Annotated in this window: 20 protein-coding genes; 12 read left to right on the top strand and 8 right to left on the bottom strand. The window is 43.8% G+C overall.

All coding sequences use genetic code 11. The annotated features are described in order from the left end of the window. Positions 1 to 2: 2 nt before the first annotated feature. Genes B3O12_RS04690 through B3O12_RS04675 form a run of 4 tightly spaced genes read right to left on the bottom strand, consistent with a single transcriptional unit; the run spans position 3 to position 3,831 of the window. Positions 3 to 638, bottom strand: coding sequence for a hypothetical protein (locus tag B3O12_RS04690; protein ID WP_286755470.1), 636 nt, complete (start codon positions 636 to 638; stop codon positions 3 to 5). Positions 639 to 642: 4 nt separating this feature from the next. Next, a complete protein-coding gene (locus B3O12_RS04685) occupies positions 643 to 1,551 on the bottom strand; it encodes an AAA family ATPase (RefSeq protein ID WP_286755469.1) in 909 nt (302 codons plus the stop codon). Position 1,552: 1 nt separating this feature from the next. Then, entirely contained in the window at positions 1,553 to 3,643 is a 2,091-nt protein-coding gene (locus B3O12_RS04680) for a hypothetical protein (RefSeq protein ID WP_286755468.1), read from the bottom strand. After that, on the bottom strand, positions 3,640 to 3,831 hold the full coding sequence (locus tag B3O12_RS04675) for a hypothetical protein (RefSeq protein WP_286755467.1): 192 nt from the start codon (positions 3,829 to 3,831) through the stop codon (positions 3,640 to 3,642). Before B3O12_RS04675 ends, B3O12_RS04680 begins: the two co-directional genes overlap by 4 nt. A 69-nt stretch (positions 3,832 to 3,900) precedes the next feature. Here B3O12_RS04675 and B3O12_RS04670 point away from each other — a divergent pair, with 69 nt between their 5' ends. From B3O12_RS04670 to B3O12_RS04640, 7 genes are all read left to right on the top strand, one after another. Beyond that, positions 3,901 to 4,314, top strand: coding sequence for a hypothetical protein (locus B3O12_RS04670; RefSeq protein ID WP_286755466.1), 414 nt, complete (start codon positions 3,901 to 3,903; stop codon positions 4,312 to 4,314). Positions 4,315 to 4,892: 578 nt separating this feature from the next. Continuing rightward, positions 4,893 to 5,615, top strand: coding sequence for a PIG-L deacetylase family protein (locus tag B3O12_RS04665; RefSeq protein WP_286755465.1), 723 nt, complete (start codon positions 4,893 to 4,895; stop codon positions 5,613 to 5,615). Positions 5,616 to 5,891: 276 nt separating this feature from the next. Then, positions 5,892 to 6,449, top strand: a complete 558-nt coding sequence (locus B3O12_RS04660) for a sigma-70 family RNA polymerase sigma factor (protein WP_286755464.1) — start codon at positions 5,892 to 5,894, stop codon at positions 6,447 to 6,449. 16 nt (positions 6,450 to 6,465) lie between these two features. Then, entirely contained in the window at positions 6,466 to 7,110 is a 645-nt protein-coding gene (locus tag B3O12_RS04655; protein ID WP_286755463.1) for a DUF998 domain-containing protein, read from the top strand. After that, positions 7,100 to 7,558: a RidA family protein gene (locus B3O12_RS04650; RefSeq protein WP_286755462.1), complete on the top strand. Its 459-nt coding sequence runs from the start codon at positions 7,100 to 7,102 to the stop codon at positions 7,556 to 7,558. The genes B3O12_RS04655 and B3O12_RS04650 overlap by 11 nt, the downstream gene beginning before the upstream one ends. A 6-nt stretch (positions 7,559 to 7,564) precedes the next feature. Further along, complete coding sequence (locus B3O12_RS04645; RefSeq protein WP_286755461.1) at positions 7,565 to 8,020, top strand: DoxX family protein; 456 nt, start codon at positions 7,565 to 7,567, stop codon at positions 8,018 to 8,020. After that, positions 8,017 to 8,871, top strand: a complete 855-nt coding sequence (locus tag B3O12_RS04640) for a sigma-70 family RNA polymerase sigma factor (protein ID WP_286755460.1) — start codon at positions 8,017 to 8,019, stop codon at positions 8,869 to 8,871. The genes B3O12_RS04645 and B3O12_RS04640 overlap by 4 nt, the downstream gene beginning before the upstream one ends. A gap of 143 nt (positions 8,872 to 9,014) precedes the next feature. Here the strand turns inward: B3O12_RS04640 and B3O12_RS04635 are convergent, their stop codons facing one another. From B3O12_RS04635 to B3O12_RS04620, 4 genes are all read right to left on the bottom strand, one after another. Next, positions 9,015 to 11,270 (bottom strand): xanthine dehydrogenase family protein molybdopterin-binding subunit, encoded by a 2,256-nt coding sequence (locus B3O12_RS04635; protein ID WP_286755459.1) that lies wholly within the window; start codon positions 11,268 to 11,270, stop codon positions 9,015 to 9,017. A 10-nt stretch (positions 11,271 to 11,280) separates the two neighbouring features. Continuing rightward, the gene (locus tag B3O12_RS04630; RefSeq protein WP_286755458.1) at positions 11,281 to 11,736 is read right to left on the bottom strand and encodes a (2Fe-2S)-binding protein; all 456 of its coding nucleotides are present in this window, start codon (positions 11,734 to 11,736) and stop codon (positions 11,281 to 11,283) included. Positions 11,737 to 11,958: 222 nt separating this feature from the next. Then, positions 11,959 to 12,855: a helix-turn-helix domain-containing protein gene (locus tag B3O12_RS04625; RefSeq protein WP_286755457.1), complete on the bottom strand. Its 897-nt coding sequence runs from the start codon at positions 12,853 to 12,855 to the stop codon at positions 11,959 to 11,961. Between the two features lie 49 nt (positions 12,856 to 12,904). Next, entirely contained in the window at positions 12,905 to 13,099 is a 195-nt protein-coding gene (locus tag B3O12_RS04620; RefSeq protein WP_286755456.1) for a hypothetical protein, read from the bottom strand. Between the two features lie 212 nt (positions 13,100 to 13,311). Between B3O12_RS04620 and B3O12_RS04615 the strand changes: the two genes are divergently transcribed. The 5 genes from B3O12_RS04615 to B3O12_RS04595 all read left to right on the top strand — a co-directional run bounded on the left by B3O12_RS04615 (position 13,312) and on the right by B3O12_RS04595 (position 17,784). Continuing rightward, positions 13,312 to 13,773 carry a carboxymuconolactone decarboxylase family protein gene (locus B3O12_RS04615; protein ID WP_286748180.1) on the top strand — a complete coding sequence of 154 codons (462 nt, stop codon included), beginning with the start codon at positions 13,312 to 13,314 and terminating at the stop codon, positions 13,771 to 13,773. A 215-nt stretch (positions 13,774 to 13,988) separates the two neighbouring features. Continuing rightward, positions 13,989 to 14,567, top strand: coding sequence for a hypothetical protein (locus B3O12_RS04610; protein WP_189629882.1), 579 nt, complete (start codon positions 13,989 to 13,991; stop codon positions 14,565 to 14,567). Positions 14,568 to 14,577: 10 nt separating this feature from the next. Beyond that, positions 14,578 to 16,014: a flotillin family protein gene (locus tag B3O12_RS04605; RefSeq protein WP_286755455.1), complete on the top strand. Its 1,437-nt coding sequence runs from the start codon at positions 14,578 to 14,580 to the stop codon at positions 16,012 to 16,014. A 243-nt stretch (positions 16,015 to 16,257) separates the two neighbouring features. Beyond that, positions 16,258 to 16,728, top strand: coding sequence for a GNAT family N-acetyltransferase (locus B3O12_RS04600; protein WP_286755454.1), 471 nt, complete (start codon positions 16,258 to 16,260; stop codon positions 16,726 to 16,728). A 45-nt stretch (positions 16,729 to 16,773) separates the two neighbouring features. After that, positions 16,774 to 17,784 carry a hypothetical protein gene (locus tag B3O12_RS04595; protein WP_286755453.1) on the top strand — a complete coding sequence of 337 codons (1,011 nt, stop codon included), beginning with the start codon at positions 16,774 to 16,776 and terminating at the stop codon, positions 17,782 to 17,784. Positions 17,785 to 17,826 lie beyond the last annotated feature (42 nt).

Genomic DNA, 17,826 nt, shown 5'->3' with positions numbered 1-17,826 from the left:
TCTTATTCTTCTGTGCCGTGATAGTGCGCGGCTCCTTCTTTCCAAATTTCCAGGTACCCTTTAGGTCCTATGTATCGCCCTTTGGAGTAGGCTCTAAAGCCCTCTACAAAAATCTTTTGTGAAGCATCGTACATTATCCTTTTCGCTAACCTTCCATCCGGTTTCTTACCATCTGCTTGACTAGTTATGACAATCAGTTTTTCTTCATGCTTCTTAATGAAAGCGAGGTAGTCTGCCCATGTCCATCCTGTATATTGCAAACTGTTGATGATCGCTACCCTGGGCGCCTTATGTGCCGATAACCTTTCGTCAAACTCTTCCATGGTTTCATCAGGTGCCCAAATCAGTTTCTTTGAAACTTTGATCATATTGAATGTTTCAAAGGCAAGACGCACTGTATGAGCTGTGCTTTCCTCCATGTCTTTCATAATTATTCTGTCAAATCGGCTGAATTCTTTGATCATTTGAAAAATCAATGCGTTCTTACCGCTAGCACTTTGGCCCCATATGAACCAAACACCTTTATTCTCCGGGTTGCCAAATGCTTCTACCCATGGCTCGCCCCACTCCAGGAGCGTATATTTTTTATCGAGTATATTCTGTACAGAATAGGCTCGTTTAAGTCTCTTCTGCGCCATGCTTCTACTGGTTTAGAAGCACAGTATATTTAGCTCTTCTAAGACCACCGTAGTGGTTCACCAGATCGCTCTTAATGGCTTTGTTCGTCCATGTGCCTATCTGGTCTTTGTTTTGAATATTACCTTTCAGTACATCGCTGATTAGCTTCTTGTAGAAGAGTTCTTTTTCTTCTTTACCAGGAGGGACAATCTTATTATATCGGCTACCGAAGCGGCTAAACCATTCGCGCATGCCGAGCTTTTTATTGGCTATGCCTCGGCTAATGTTATGCTCTAAAGAGTCGGCACCAGCAGCGTACCAGCCAACGTGCCCCATTTCATCGCAGTAGTTCCAAATGCCTTTGCACTCTATTCTGGTATTGGTGTCTATGTCTCCGGCTTCATCTAAAAGCACTACTACAGAGTGCGAGGCGCTAAGCAGGCAAAGCTGTCTTTTTATAAGGCTGGCTAGCTCAGAGATTTTACCTTGAGGGTCTACACCTACAGCTTGAGCGAATGTTCTTAAGAACTTTGTTTTTGTTCTTGCCTGCGAGCAGTCTACATAAATGGCATTCTTTACGTTTCTGGAAATCCACTTTAGGGTGGTGGTTTTTCCTATCTCGCACTCATCGGCAAACATGAGAGAAATACCTAAACGCTGGCAGTTCTGAACGTCTTCGAGTATTGTCTTAAATACATCTGTTTTAACAATGTTCCACTGCTTTTTAGTGAGTGAAATATCATACTTCTCTGCTAGCTCTAACCATTTGGAGTCCTTTAGTAAACCCTCTCGTTCGCCATTTTTAAGCCTGTTAAATACTGCTTGGTTAATGCCCAATGTTTTAGCAAATGAGCTATCGCTACCAGTAAACTGTTCTCTATGACTTAGAGCAGTTTCAACTATCCTGTCTTTTATTTCAATCCTTAGCTCCATATTAGAATCTGTCTTTGGTTGATGTTGTGAAAGTTGTATTTATTAGTTCTTCCTCTTCAGTGAGGTTGTCATCCAGTATTACCACCTCATCGGTATCATTGGCTTGTGGCTGTTCTCTGCCTATCTCGGAAATTTGGAATTTGCGCTTACCCGTGAATGGCTTAGGCTTCTCAATGAGCACTACCGGCTCAATGGCATTGGCATGATCTCGAATGTAAGTCTGCACCGTGTTGGTATAGGCAGAAATAAGCTCTCTGTTTTTAAGGTCCTCAGGCGTTTGCTCAAGGCTGGCACGGTTATAAGCAAGGTCGCCCAGAAGCTCACAGATTAGGTTTTCTTCACGATCGTAAACCAGTGACTTCAGCACATTACCTTGGTGATCATCTAGCCAGTACACCACCACATCCTTACCTTCAATTCTGCGCATAATGTTGATGAGCCTTTCACCGGTGGCAACTTCACCATCAAAACCAACCACACGAGCCTTGTTCTGAAGTAGGATTCTACCTGCCTTCATACTTGTTTCGGTTCGGTAGCCAATGTGTGGTAGAATGCCGTTCCAGTTGGTTGGCTTAAGCTCAGGATGCTGCTTTTCCCAAAAGTGGTCCCAGCGTGTCATGCCTTCGTTCGCTTCCTGATCTGGATGAGGCTCATTGTTCCAGTCCTCAATTATTTTTAGCACGTTCTCAATTATCCAATTACTCGGCTTACGAGGCACTTTGGTGGCATCACCTTGATTAGATTCAGAATTGGCGTGTGGTCTTGGCAACCAACCTTCTAACTTCTTCTCGCGGCCATATCTCACATCTTTGAAGTATCTCTCAATACGCTTACCTCTTGCGTTATTAGCTTCAATTCTGACTTTTTGAAACATAGCCCCGTTTTGCAAAAGAGTTTCCTTATAAGCACTATTGAGAGACATTTCACACTCTAGCTCATGAGGGATGTTTTTACCCCATGCGGTGTAGTTGCGAACCATCTGGCGATAAAAGTCTAATATGATGCCCTCTTTACTGCTGCCATATACCCAGGTGGTAAAGGCACTGCTGCCTAGATCGATACCGAGATAGAACCAAAGTCGGTCGCCATTTTCGTTCTTGAATGGTGGTTGGCGGTCATCTATAGATATAATAGACCCGGCAAACTTTGGCATATCCATCTTATGATATGGCTCGAAAATGGACTTGAAGACCTGTCGGTTTCCACTTCTCTTCGAGTGTGTAGCCACTCTGTTCTCCCAAATTTTCTGATATGAGAATATAGTACTGTCAGAAGCTGGCTTATAGCAGCTATCTGTAGGGTTGAACAGCTCACCGGTATCTTCATTCAATACCTCAATGTGACCATTCAAAAAGCCTTCATACTTTCTGGCAACTTCAATGTAGGTAGGTTTGTAGTTCTTTTGTCCGGCATAGATAGCCTTCCAGAGGGTGAGCATTTCAGCAGTAACCACTTGGCGGTTAGTGTTCTTTCTTCGGCCATCTATCAGGCTGTGGTAGCTGAATTTCTGAAACTCAATCACACGGTTTTTGAAATATCGCTCACTAGATGGGAGGGTGTGCTGGCGATAGCCATGCTCTTTTAGCCACTCGTTAAAGTTGATGGCGTCTTTCTTAAGCGATGCCCATATACCTTTCAATGAACCACTACGAGATTTGCGCTGAGCTTTACGATCTGCCTTCAGCTTAATGATCGCCTCAATAATGGAGGCGTTAGCGGTATATCGGTCTTTCTGGTCCTTGTTTAGGTACTCGCCATCTTCATCTTGATATTCATCATAGAATCGCTTTGCTTCGGCAGAAATTTCCCAGAACTTTTCGAGGGGATTATATTCCTTATCAAACTCACCAAACACCAGTTTAATTTCCTGTTGCCAATCATACGGCATCATGTCCCAGCAAACCAGTGCTTCATTACCGGCACCACGGCCTTGCTTCAACCTAAAGCCAGGTGTACGCTTAGCCCTTTTCTTATATGCATCATAGCTCGTCACCTCAACACTTCTGTCGTTCTTTCTGTCTTCATCCGTTAGTAAGAAGCTCAACCGAACTCCCACCTGACCATCATGCATTTCGTAAGGGCTTAAACTCATTTTAATAGGTCTTTAATTCTTGGAATTATGTTTACTCCTTTATGGTGACCATTAAGGGTCATACTCACTATTTCTCTGCTCAATCCTAGTTCAGCAGCTATCTTGGTTTGGGATAGTCCCTGCTTCACCACTTGGCTTTTCACCGAAATATTTTCGGGATATCTTGGTGTAAGGCTTTTTTTTCCCATGTATAAGTGTTTACATTTGTTAGTATTAACACAAACATAGGGGAGTTTTTCAACTATTGCAAAAATATTATGGCAGAAATATCACGCATAAAGAAAAAAATTCGCGAGTATATGGAATATCATGGTCTTTCAGAGTATGAGTTCTGTAAACGCACCGGTATAGCAAAAGGGGTAATAAACTCTGAAACAGGTATTTCTGAACAAAATTTCTATAGATTTTTAGAATACGACCCTGCCGTTAGCATCTTATGGCTCATTTATGATAAGGGGGATATGTACGGTAAGTATTCAATCCAGGGGGAACCTTCACAAGTATCAGAGCCGGAAGAAATCTACCCGAAAAACAAAGCTAAGCATGACAATCTCATACATTCGATCGATAACGAGATTAGTAGCCTGATTAAATTATCAGAAAACCACTTAGAAATACTCAAAGAGACTAGGAAGTACTTTACCAACCTTAAACACACAAGCAAGCTTTAAGCACTTTCAACTTTTGTACAATACGTAACTGACTGATAGTTAGTTAATTAATTAATGTTTGCAATCTCTATACTTTGGGATTATAGGGTAGGTATTATTAATTATTTTACATGTTTTAAGCCCCTTTAAAAGCACTAAACATTTTTCATTAAGTCATTTCCAGTCCCTTTTTGTCCCCCTAAATGTCCCCCTAAGTGTCCCCCTAACTAGTACTTTTATCGAACTTTAGGAGACATTTTACCCGTAAAAAACAAATAGGTAAGGCGTGAAAAGCCCCTTTAAATGCAGTATAAATCCCCCTAAATAGTCCTTGAATGCCCTTTTTGAGTAAATTTGGGCTTAGTGATTAACCCAGAATGGTCATAAATGGTCATTTGCAGCTTTTGATTTGCAGTGTTGATGACCTTAAAAAGTGTATAAAATCGCCTTAATCAGCTTTTAAAAGCCGTTTTTGAATGTTTTTTATCAAAAGCCGTTTTTGTTGGGTTGGTTCTGTGCCCTATATATGCATCATTTTAAAACATGTTCGTCTGATACGGCAAAAGAAAGCATTAATGGTCACGACAAAACCAATTAAAATGAAGATACTCTATATTTTTCCTCATCCCGATGACGAATCTTTTGGTCCGGCTGGAGCCATACACCAACAGGTTTCCGGAGGCCATGAGGTGCACTTACTTACACTCACTAAGGGAGGCGCCACTCAGGTACGCCATAAACTAGGACTCAACGTAGACCAAATGGGCGAAGTGAGGTATAAAGAAATGCTCAAGGTTAAAGAGAGTCTAAAACTAAGCTCCATGGAGGTACTCGATTATCCAGACAGCGGGCTTAAAGAACTTGACCCAAGGATTTTGGAGAAAGAAGTGAGCCGTTACATAGAAAAAATTGAGCCTCATGTGGTAGTTACCTACCCGGTACATGGTGCCAGCGGCTTTCACGATCATATTGTGACTCATGCCGTGGTAAAACGAGTCTTCTTACAAATGCGTGATAGAGGGGCTCATTACTTAAAGCGTCTGGCCTTTTTCACCATGCCAGACTCCGGTGAACCCACCTTTATGAGTAATGGCTGGCCCCGGCTTAAGCTAACTGAAGAGGCACTGATTGATGTGGTTGTACCACTTGCCAATGAAGACGTGGAGGCCATGAAAAAAGCCCTCCTTTGTTACGATACCTATCAGGAAATGGTAGAAAAAACCGGGGTAATAGAAAAAATTGGAAGGAAGGTAAATTTTGAATTGGCCTTTGAAGACTTTAGCCCTCCTCTTACAGACATTACTGCACAGGTTAAAAACTAAACCCATTCCAGATACCTAAGTATTTATATCAATTGTACATCAGCTACCTCAAAATAGGTGATGAAAAACATGAAACAAACGCCATCCCCATGAAACATAAAACCGTTAAAACCAGTCAAAACTCATGCTGCTCTTCGGCTTCTCCAAAGAGCAAGCAATCACCGTCCGAACCCTGCTGTGCTCCGCCAAAAGACGGAAGCCCATGTTGCGATCCGGCTCAAAGTCGTTCTAAAAATCAGGCAGATTTTGCCTGCTGTTAGTTCAAAAAACCATACTATGGCAAAGAATCAAGAGAATTTGCTTAATACCAGTACTCTGGCACACTCGCTATATTCAGACATACTGCGCTTTGTAAAAAGCAAGGTGAATCAGACAGAAGACGCAGAAGACCTCACACAAGAGGTCTTCTGTAAAATTGCAGAAAGCAACCTGGAAGAGATTAGCCATGTGAAAGCCTGGATTTATACCGTTGCCCGAAACACTGTGATTGATTATTACAGAAGCAAAAAGCACATCACCAGTCCATTACCGGAAAACGAACTGCCAGATTTTCCGGTGGAAGCCGATGAGGCCTCTTTCGATCACCTGAACCGATGCATCAGACCATTTATGGAGCATTTACCGACCGATCTTCGAAACATCATGGTCTGGTCAGAATTAGAGGGCAAGCCACAAAAAACAATTGCCGAACAATTGGGAATGAACTACGTGACGCTCAGATCCAAGATACAACGCGGCAGAAAGAAGCTCGGAAAAATGATCAGCCAATGTTGTCAGGCGGGAGTCCCTCAAAAAATCACTGAAATTTCAACACCGTCCAGTTGCCAATGTTAAACCTTGTGTACCTTCCATGAAAAAGTATGCGCTTGCAGGGCTTTTTGCTCCACTGCTCTTCTTAGTCACTTACCTAACTCTTTCGACCTTAAGGCCTGAATACAGCCACCTGACCAAAGCCATTAGTGAATTGGGCGATGTAGACGCTCCCTATAAATGGTGGTGGAACATTTTTGGTTATGGCCTAACCGGCCTGCTTATAGCCCTGTTTGCCCTTGGACTTTACCGGCACATAAAAGGACAAAGTACTGCCAAAATAGTATTGGTGAGTCTAGCTCTTTCCGGTATACTGATGACCTTTTCCGGTGTTTTTCCGGGCGATTTTGAAGAGCGTTCCTCAGCTACCATGCTACTGCACACTGTGGGTAGTATAGGTAGCTTTATTGCTTTTATGATTGCCGCCTTCACTCTGCCCATTGTTTTAAAAAAGCATTACTACTGGAAAAAAGTCACTGGTCCATCGCTGGCACTGGCCTGGCTCTCCATACTCAGCGGTTTTCTTAGAAGTGGCGATATGCCCGGCCTGGGACAGCGCTTAGGGTTTACATTTTATTTTTTATGGATAGCCTATCTGGCTATAAAAGCATTGAAAGCCCCTCTGCCGGGTGAACCAAATGCTATAGAAAATCATTCACAACAAAACTCTACTAATGAACTTTAACGAATTTGCTCTATCCAAAGGCTTTGAATTGCTTCAACCCTCTACCCCGGGAGGCGCCTATCAATCGGTGAATATCCGTGGAAACACAATCTACCTTGCCATTCAATTTCCTATTAAAGATGGGGAATACCTTTTTCAGGGAAGGCTGGGCAAAGAGCTTTCTACAGCAGATGGTTATAAAGCGATGCAACTGGCCGCCCTCAACGCTGTGTCGCAGCTTCATCATAAAGTGGGCATAGACAGACTGGAAGGTATCAACCACATAGACGCATACTTTCAGGCTTCTGAAACTTGGGATGATGGTCCTAAAGTTGTGGATGGTGCTTCTGAATTGTTACTAACTCTGCTGGGAACAAAAGGAACTCACTCAAGAGCCATTTTTGGAGTACATCACTTGCCCAGGAACTTCTCTGTGGGCCTAACACTAACCGCAACCCTAAATCGCTAGGCTCCTATGCTTCCACTTATCGTGCTTTTAGGGTCGTTTCTACTGCTTGCCCTCGGGTTAAAAAAGGTAAAGAATAATTGGAGACTCCGCACCTCCGGCCGGTGGGCCATGGCTGCCATGCTTGTCTTTTCGGCCATAGGCCATTTTCTTTTTCCCTCGGGAATGGCCCAAATGATTCCTGACTTTTTACCGGCCAGAAAGCTGTTGGTTTACCTCACCGGTGCACTTGAGATTGTATTTGCTCTGGGCCTTTTAAGCCGAAAATATGCTAAAACTACCGGCTGGTTGCTTATTGCCTTTTTGCTTCTGGTATTGCCGGCCAACATAAACGCAGCCATGCAAGGGTTAAACTATCAAACCGGAGCATTGGATGGTCCCGGAATAAACTACCTATGGTTCAGAATTCCGCTTCAACTCTTTTTTATTGTTTGGATTTACCTTTCGGCCTGCAAAAGCAAATGAACAACTATCAGCAATTACTCTTTCCCTATGCATATAACATTTTGGGTTCTGTAGAAGATGCCAAAGATGCCATTCAAGATGTGGTTACTAAGCTCAGTAGTGCCCGGGGGCAATATCCTGATAGTAAAAACTATCTTATAAAATCAGTGATTAACCGTTCCATCAACATCAAGGAACAAAAGCTTAAAAATGAACAGCTTAACAATCAGTTGCCCGAACCTTATGTGTTGGCTTCAGCCGAAGAAACAGTAAATAATCAACAGGTTTTGTCGTATGCCATGCTTACGCTACTCAACCACCTAACGGCTAAAGAAAGGGCTGTATTCATACTGAAAGAAGCTTTTGGCTATAAGCATGAAGAAACGGCTGAGCTTTTGGGGCAAAGTACTGAAAACACACGACAGCTCTTAAGCAGGGCTAAAAAGAAACTCTCCGGCCAGAGGCAAAAACATGCCGTTAAACCAGTGAAACTACCGGGAACGGAGGCCATTCTGGCCCATTACCTCACCGCCATTCGAAACAAAGACCTGAAAGCATTGGAGCAGGTACTCAAAGAAGACATAGGGTTCAGGGCCGATGGTGGTTCAGGACTTAAAGTTCTGGCCCGGGTGGCTCAAGGTGCGCAAGAGGTGGCGCAACTGCTGTTTACGGTCTATGAGCGTTTTCTCAAAGAGTGCACCATTACTCCAACCGTAGTCAATCACTTTCCTGCCCTTCTCTATTGGACCCCTTCTAACCTAAAACTTTGCCAGGTATTTGAAATCAATAGGTTTGGGCAGATTGAGCACCTTTACCATGTTCTCGACCCTGAAAAACTTAGCAACCTTCGTTTAGCTGTACAAGAGCCTTAGGGTGATGACAAAATAAGAGGGCATCTAAAAAGCATTAAAACTCGTCAATCTGAACTTGTATACCGACAGACAGACAAGTTTAGGGCAAGGCTGACCTGGCTTTTGAAACACCCTCTTTCGATTGCTGAACTATCAAGTAGAAATTAACCCAAGGAAATCTGCTGTTGTACCATGTAAGGTTGATTGTAATGTCTTTTACCGGTGGCCTTGTACAGGGCATTGGCAACCGCAGCAAACACAGGCGGAAAGGGAGGTTCTCCCAGGCCTGTAGGTGCAATATCATTTTTAACAAAATGCACATCAATAGTTTCAGGAGCTTCGCTATGCCGAATCATTCGGTACCTATTAAAGTTATTCTGTTCAGTTGCCCCGTTGTTGAAGGTTAAATAACTGTAAAGTGAATGACCTATGCCATCTACTACGGCTCCTTCAACCATATTAGTGGCCGCCAATGGGTTTATTACAATTCCGCAGTCTACCGCACAAGTCACCTTCTTAACTCTCGGTTCGCCTCCTTCCATTTCTACATCGAGCACATGAGCTACATAGCTATTATGACAGAAATAGGCAGAAACACCTCGCGATACTCCTTCTTCCGGCTGATCCCAATTAGACTTTTCCCTAACCAGCTCCAATACCCCTGCATACCGATCGGCCTCATAGTCATTTCTATCGCCAACAGGGTTTTCTCTAGCCCTTTTTAATAATTCTAACCTAAACTCAATGGGATCTTTACCTGCCGCTTCAGCTACTTCGTCTAAAAACGACTGCTCTGCACCGGCAATAAAATTAGACCGCGGAGCCCGGAAAGCTCCCACCGTTATGTTCGAATCGATTTGCCACGATTCCGCCAGATAGTTTTCCACTGCTCCGGCAGGAAACCTGTTGGCATGCAGCGGACTCTCAGGAATACCTCCGGCCTTGGCATGAAAGGCAATGAGGTTATTGTTTTCATCCAAGGCAGCTCTGTAGGTGGCATGGTAAGACGGACGATAAATTCCATTGGTCATATCGTCTTCCCGGGTATACACCAGTTTTACGGGGGCCTTCATGTGTCGGGAAATTAAAGCAGCTTCTACTACATAATGGTCATAGGCCCTTCTGCCAAAACCACCTCCCATTCGGGTCATCTTAATATCTACTTTTTCCAATGGTACGCCCAGGCGATTGGCTACAGCCTGTTCAGCAAATTCAGGAGCTTGCAACGGACCTGCCAGATGAACCATATCATCCGTAACACGGGCGAAAAAATTCATCGGTTCCATGGCATTGTGCGCCAAAAAAGGTGCAGTATAGGTACGCTCAATTACCTTCGCAGCTTTTTTGAATGCCGCCTCCGGATTACCATCTCTCCTTTCTATTCTGCCGGGCCTGGCAGCCATTTGCTGCATGAGTCTATAATGATCTGTACTGTTTTCGAGACCCGCAGGAACGGTAACCTGTTGGGTTCCTCCAAACCCAGCGGTTGTAATCTGTGTAGCCGGACTCTGTTCCCACTCCACTCTCACTGCCTTTTTGGCCTGCATTACTTCCCATGTGGTATTTCCAACCACTACCACTGTTTCAGTAAAAGCATCGGTGCTAAAGTACCCTCTGGGCTCATCGTTGGGAAAAGAAGTAATGGTAAATACCTCTTTAATTCCGCTCATCTGTTTGGCAGTGGTGGCATCAAAAGATTTCAATCGCATACCAAAGGCTGGCGGGTGTATAATCATGGCTATGAGCATGCCCTCCTCTTCGTAGTCTATCCCAAACATGGGCTTACCGGTCACAATATCTTTTCCTCTTACATTTTTTCGAGCTGTACCCACCAGTGTAAGCTCAGATGTTTTTTTGAGTTCGAGCGTTTCGGGTATTTCTATACCCACCGCCAGAGAAGCCATTTCGCCATAGCCTGCAGAGTTTCCACTGGCCACATGAGAAAGCACTCCTTCTTTGGTTGTAATATCGCTTGCAGAAACGCCCCATTGTTTTGCAGCAGCCTCTTTTAACATATACTTAGCTGCGGCTCCGGCTTCTCTTAGCCCGTTTACCCATCCCTGCCTTACGGACTGACTACCTCCGGCAAACTGTCTTGTAAATACATCGGTATTAAACTTGGCCTGTTCTACAATTACTTTATTCCAATCTACATCCAGTTCTTCGCCAATAATCATGGGTAGTGAGGTGGTTACATTTTGGCCGAACTCCGGATTAGGAGCCATAATAGTTACCAGTCCATTATCTCCAATTTTTAAAAACCCGTTCAGTTCAAACCACTCCTCAGGCAAGCCCAGGGCCTCCTCACGTTTAGAGTTGCAGCTAACCAACCAGCTAAAACTGATCATTAAGCCTCCTCCCGCCAATGCTGAAGATTTCAAAAAATTTCTGCGGCTTAGTTTCGATTCTTTTCTACTCATCTTTTTGGCATTAAAGGGTTGCTGCTTTTTTTACGGCCTGTTTTATTCTTAGGTAGGTACCACAACGGCACAGATTGCCATTGAGAGAAGAGGCAATTTGCTCATCGGTAGGGTTTGGGTTGGCCTTTAGCAGAGCTGCTGCACTCATCATTTGTCCCGGCTGACAATAACCACATTGGGCCACATCTAATTCAACCCAGGCTTTTTGTACCGGGTGATCTCCATTTTCAGAAAGTCCCTCAATGGTTGTGATTGGCTGATTACCAATTGCCGAGACGGGTATGGAACACGAACGAACGGCCGTTCCATTAAGGTGCACTGTGCAAGCTCCGCACTGAGCAATTCCACAGCCGTATTTGGTTCCTTTTAAACTGAGGTGGTCACGCAACACCCATAGCAATGGGGTATTTGGGTCTACGTCTACCGCTCGTTTTTCGCCATTAATTTGTAACTGAAAACTAGCCATATATAATTCTTATGATGGTTTTAAGATGCAGTATACCTTCATTAAGGTAATTAAACTTAAGCATTTCAAACAGGCACTTACGAAAATCAAACAGTATCGATGAAGGATTGATTTTTCAGGACAAACATCAACCTGAAGTCTACGAAAAATAGCCTGCAACTATTTATGGGTTCTAAGAAACGACAATCAATAAGCTGACAACCCAGCCAGACCATCAAAAACTTACGAGTTTCTAAACTTCAATGGGCTTAACTCCTGATTCTTTTTAAAGAAGTTATTGAAGTGAGTCACTTCCTTGAAGCCTAGTGAATAGGCAATTTCGGAAACCGACCATGAGGTTTGCTTTAGCAGCACCCTTGTCTCTTGCATAATGCGCTCGGTAATGAGCTGCGTGGTGGTTTTCTCCGTGGTTTCTTTGACGGCCCGGTTGAGATGATTTACATGCACATTCAGTTGCCTGGCAAACTCAGAGGCAGAGCGCATGGCCACATACTGATTGGGCTCATCGAGCGGAAACTGTCTCTCTAAAAGCTCCATAAAAAGCATGGCAATTCTTCGGGAAGCGTTTACAGGCCGCGCATCTAACTGTTCCGATGGCTGGAGTTTGAGCGCATAATGGAGTAGCTCAAAAATCTGATTTCGCACCAGATCGTATTTGTATTTATACTCCGAATTAAACTCCTCCTCCATTCTATTGAATACAGCCCGTACCTCAGCCGCCTGAGCCTCTGAGAGCTCGAACACATGTGTGCCATTGGGTTGGTACACCTCGTAGTCCTGAAAATGCCCGAATTGGTGAAAAAAATCGGCACTAAAGATGCAATAGGTGCATTCTTCCATGGGTTCAATATGCTCCCATTTGTAAGGAATCTTGGGGTTAGAGAAAGACAATGCATAGTTTTTCACCTCAAAAACCTTATCGGCATAGTGTACCCTACTATGCCCTTTCATGAGCAGCACCTTATAGAAATCGCGCCTCCTGTAAGGCACGCTTTCAAAACCACAAAAGTCCGGTTTTAACCTAAAAAGATTGAAGTGCCCAATGTCTTTCCTAATTTGCTCAGGCACCCACTGAAACTTTCTTTTGTAAAACTCTTCTAACGATTCCGCACTTTTCATGACTAGAAATTTATAATATTCAAACCATTCTGACCAACTGCTGAGCATCTCATTTCTCTTTTTGGAGGATAGTTCTAAAACTGTAAATCAAGCTCAGGTTCCAACCGAAAGTCTTGTAGCCAATTGAGACATTCCCATTGAAATGAATTGGGCCAACACCTCCCTCTTTGGTTTGACTCATTAAGAGGCTAACAAAGCCCATGAGAAAAAACACCATGAGCATCCGGTCTTTGACGAGTTTCATTTTAGCAGCCTTTGGCCTACAAAACTCTAGGTTCTGTTGCCCACCTGTCTAACAAAGTTCAAAGCAAAACTTACGAATTTCAAACAGCCCGCTTTGTAAAAGCAGAAAGAGGCATTCTGGCTAACAGGAAAGTCTTCCAATCAGCCCCTACAATTTTTATAAGTATTGTCACACTTTCTGCTCCTCAACTGTAGTAATGAAAAAACATAATCATGAAAGCAAGAATAGCACAAAACGAAATCGACAATTCCATTTTTGCCGGCCTTATTAAAACAGATAGCATTCTGTACAAGTCTGGTATTGATCACAAACTGCTGGAGCTCATAAAGCTAAGAGTTGCCCAGATAAACAGTTGTGCCTACTGCCTGGACATGCACTATAAAGAAGCCGAACATTTGGGAGAAACACCACAAAGGCTCTATTCGCTATCGGCCTGGAGGGAAACCCCATACTACTCCGAACTGGAACAAGCCGTGTTGGCCTACACCGAAGCTATCACCAATGTAAATCGGGCACATTTTGAGCCTGAATTAATGGCTGCCCTGGAGAAGTACTTTAACAAAGATCAAATTGCCCTGATTACTCTGGCCATTTCCCAAATCAATACCTGGACACGCCTGAACATTGCTTTTGGTACTGTACCAGGAGGCTATGTAGTTGGTCAATATGCCTAAAATTTACATTCCGGAAGTTGCTCTGCTGCCAGGCTGCTCTATCCCTCTTCTAGCCTGCGGCACGAGCAGCTCCGGTTGGCTAAATCTCAGATAGCAATCCTACTTTTTTTTAACCCGTTCATTCGCCACTCAGCAAAATTATACACCCATGACCTGATTTATTTGGATTGGAATACTAAAAAACCATATTTTAATTCTACCAAATTTTTCCTTGCATGTCGAACTTATCAGAATGGTGGAATGCATTAGATACAATCCACAAAATTTACTGGGGCCTGGCAATTCCCTTCACCCTCATTTTCCTTATCCAAATGGTACTCACTTTTATTGGCGGAGAAATCGAGGTAGACGGGGATGCCGACTTTGATGTTGAAAGCGACAGTGGAGCAGGCTTCCAATTTTTTACCCTAAAGAACTTTATAGGCTTCTTTACTATCTTTTCCTGGTCAGGCATTGCCTCGCTCGATTCCGGTTATAGCATTGCAACCACCCTCATCGTATCGACCATTGCAGGGCTTTTAATGATGACCCTAATGGCTAGTCTCTTCTATTTCTTTAGTAAACTAACAGATAGTGGCACCCTCAATATCAATAACGCCAAAGGGGCTGTGGCCGAAGTTTACATGCGCATACACGGCAGTCGTGGCAATATTGGTAAAGTACTTGTAAAAGTGCAGGGCTCTCTAAGAGAGTTAGAAGCCATAACCGATGACCCTGAAGACTTACCCACCGGAGCGGTGGTTAATGTAAAAGAGGTCATAAATGACAATATTCTTCTCGTCTCTAAACACTAATTCAACACATATGAATGAATCATTTATCATCATTATTGCCGTTTCGGTAATCTTCGTATTCGTAATGCTCATCGGCATCTTCAGGAGGTACAAAAGGTGCCCCTCCGATAGAGTATTGGTAGTCTATGGAAAAGTTGGCGGACAAAAAGGAAGCGAATCAGGTCGTTCCGCCAAGTGTATTCATGGAGGTGCCGCCTTTATCTGGCCAATTATTCAGGATTACTCCTTTTTAGACCTGACCCCTATCTCCATAGAAGTAAACCTGACCAACGCCTTGAGCCGTCAGAACATTCGGGTGGATGTACCCTCTCGGTTTACAGTGGGTATTTCTACCGAAGAAGGCATAATGAACAATGCTGCCGAAAGACTTTTGGGTCTTTCTCAACAAAATATTCATGACCTCGCCAAAGACATCATTTTTGGTCAGCTAAGGTTGGTAGTAGCCACAATGGATATTGAGGAAATTAACAGCAACAGAGATAAATTTCTGGCCAATGTAGCCTCTAATGTTGAGGCCGAATTGAAAAAAATCGGTCTTAAACTTATCAACGTAAACGTGACCGACATTAAAGATGAGTCGGGCTATATTGAAGCACTTGGTAAAGAGGCTGCTGCCAAAGCCATTAACGATGCCATTAAAAGTGTAGCCGAAAAAGACAGAGACGGGCAAATTGGGCAGGCCAATGCCTTACAAGACCAGCGCACCCAAGTAGCCGCAGCCAATGCCAAAGCCGTAGAAGGTGAAAACCTGGCTAAAATTAAAGTAGCTCAATCCGATGCCTCCCGTATTGAAAAAGAAGCAGAAGCAAAGAGGATTTCTACCGCAGCTGAGAAAGTACAGGCTGCAAAAGCTCTTGAAGAGGCCTATGCGGCAGAAAAAGAAGCCGAAATTGCTCGTGCCCAACGCGACAAGTCTACTCAAACAGCCGATGTGGTGGTACCTGCCGAAATAGACAAGCAACGGGTAGAAATTGCGGCTGAAGCAGAGGCAGAAATGATTAGAAGAAAAGCCAAAGGTGAAGCTGACGCTATATTGTACATGAAGCAAGCCGAAGCAAAAGGTATTTACGAAGTACTCACCAAACAGGCTCAAGGTCTTGAGCAGATAGTGAAAGCAGCCGGAAATGACTCCAAAAATGCTGTTCTACTGTTGGTGGCCGATAAATTACCGGAGCTTGTTCGCTTGCAAACTGAAGCCATTAAAAACATTAAGATTGATAAAATCACTGTGTGGGACAATGGCAGCGGCAATGGCCCTGAAAACAAAACGTCTACCGCTAATTTTATCTCAGGCCTGTATAAATCCGTACCTCCACTACAAGAAATGTTCAATATGGCAGGTATGGAACTCCCTGAATACCTGAAAGGTAAGTCGGCCGATGAGATTCAGGAAATGGCCGAAAAAGTAAAGGGTGAGACCAAACCAGATAAAAGCAAAGGACAATAGCCTTTTGACAAGATAAACGCCTTAGCCCCCTTCGGTGACTGATGGTTACCGAAGGGTTATTTGTTTTATAGGATTACTTATGTAAGAAGCATGACGCATATTTCAACACCTCACCTCCATTTATCTCTTTATAAATGGCTCCTATAAGGTACTGTAAAGACACCGTTTGTAGTTCAAGTGGTCTATACGGCTTTGTGATCTAAATAAGTAACCCTTTTTTAAACCTATTACCAAAACAAGCTCATGGCTCCTTCTCTTACCCAAACGGACTCTTCTCACCCCCACTTTGTAGCGTTGGTTAAACTGCTCGATCAGGAGTTGGCCCAACGCGATGGCGATGAACATGCTTTTTATGCCCGGTTCAACAGCATAGATTCCTTAAAGCACTGTCTGGTGGCCTACCTTAATCATCAACCCGTAGCATGTGGAGCCTTTAAGGCCCATAGTTTCCCATGCACAGTTGAAATAAAACGGATGTATGTAGCCGAAGAACACCGTGGTAAAGGAATTGCCGGGCTTGTATTAAAAGGTCTGGAAGACTGGGCGCACAACCTGGGCTTTACTTCAGCAATACTAGAAACGGGCAAAAGGCAACATGAAGCGGTTGCACTCTATACTAAAAATGGGTATGGCCGAATACCCAACTACGGACAATACGAAGGAGTGACCAACAGCCTGTGCTTCCGCAAAGAACTATCCTCCTCTTTAAAATAATTTTACCTTAACAGCAGTATGTAAAGCCTTTGCTACATTGCAACCATGTTGCATAAGAATGCCAAAATTATTCCGGCCATTGCTACCATTATCATGTGCTTGTTCATGCAGTCTTGTGCATCTTTATTCAACAGCCGCTACAGTACCGTAACCATTGAGACTTCCGAACCCGCCAATTTCATTATAGATGAAGACACACTCATTAACAAAATGCCGGGGCCATTTACAACCGTATTCGAAAACACCACACAACCTCTATCGATTGGCTTCTTCAATGAGCAGCACCAAACCAGAATCTCTATTCTACCGGTAAGGTCTAAACTGTACTACCTGAATCTGTTTTCGCCATACGCTCTAGGCTTTCTGGTAGATGAACTAAACACTAAAAAATGGGAGTACCCAAGGCGTGTATATGTCGATTTGGCCGGAGGGTTCTACACTCCCTACCTACCAGCCGACAGTGCCCTGCTCATCAGTCGGCCTAATCGCATCGCGCTAACCCCACTGTCGCCAGTTGGAGGGCAGCATCCGGGTCTGGAAATTTCCTACCAGCACATGCTTTCTATAAAGCACTCTTTGCAGTTTACCTACAAGCACCTTATTCCCTTTAATAGCGAACTTGCCAGAAAAGCCCGTGGTTTTGCGGCTACAACAGAAGTAAAACGCTTTTACAGAAACACGCGAAACAGCCGGTTTTACCTTAGCCTGGGTTATGAATACCTGAACAAAACGAGCGAAGCCAGCCTTTCATTCACCGAACCTGATGGTCAGGGCGATATTGTGGTGTGGCAGCTCACACAAATTAAAAAGCAGTTTCACTCCCTTACACCCCGCTGGGGTATAGAGTATAGCCTTGGCAAACGGCTGATACTCGATGGATTTGCTGGCTTTGGAGCCCGTATTAGAAATGTAGAGCACATAAACCCTCCTGAAAATCTGGAGCACTTTAATGCCCAATGGGAATGGATCAACTACAACTTTGCTTCGAACAGACAGGTAAAAAACCAGTGGGCGCTGAATCTTGATCTGAACCTGAAAATTGCCTGGCTTTTCTAAAGCCGGCATCCTCACATTATCATATTTTCATTATATTCCATT

The sequence above is a fragment of the Roseivirga sp. UBA838 genome (assembly GCF_002296035.1).
GTDB lineage: Bacteria > Bacteroidota > Bacteroidia > Cytophagales > Cyclobacteriaceae > Roseivirga > Roseivirga thermotolerans.
Note: the sequence above shows the minus strand (reverse complement) of the source record. Positions and strands in the feature narration are given on the sequence as shown.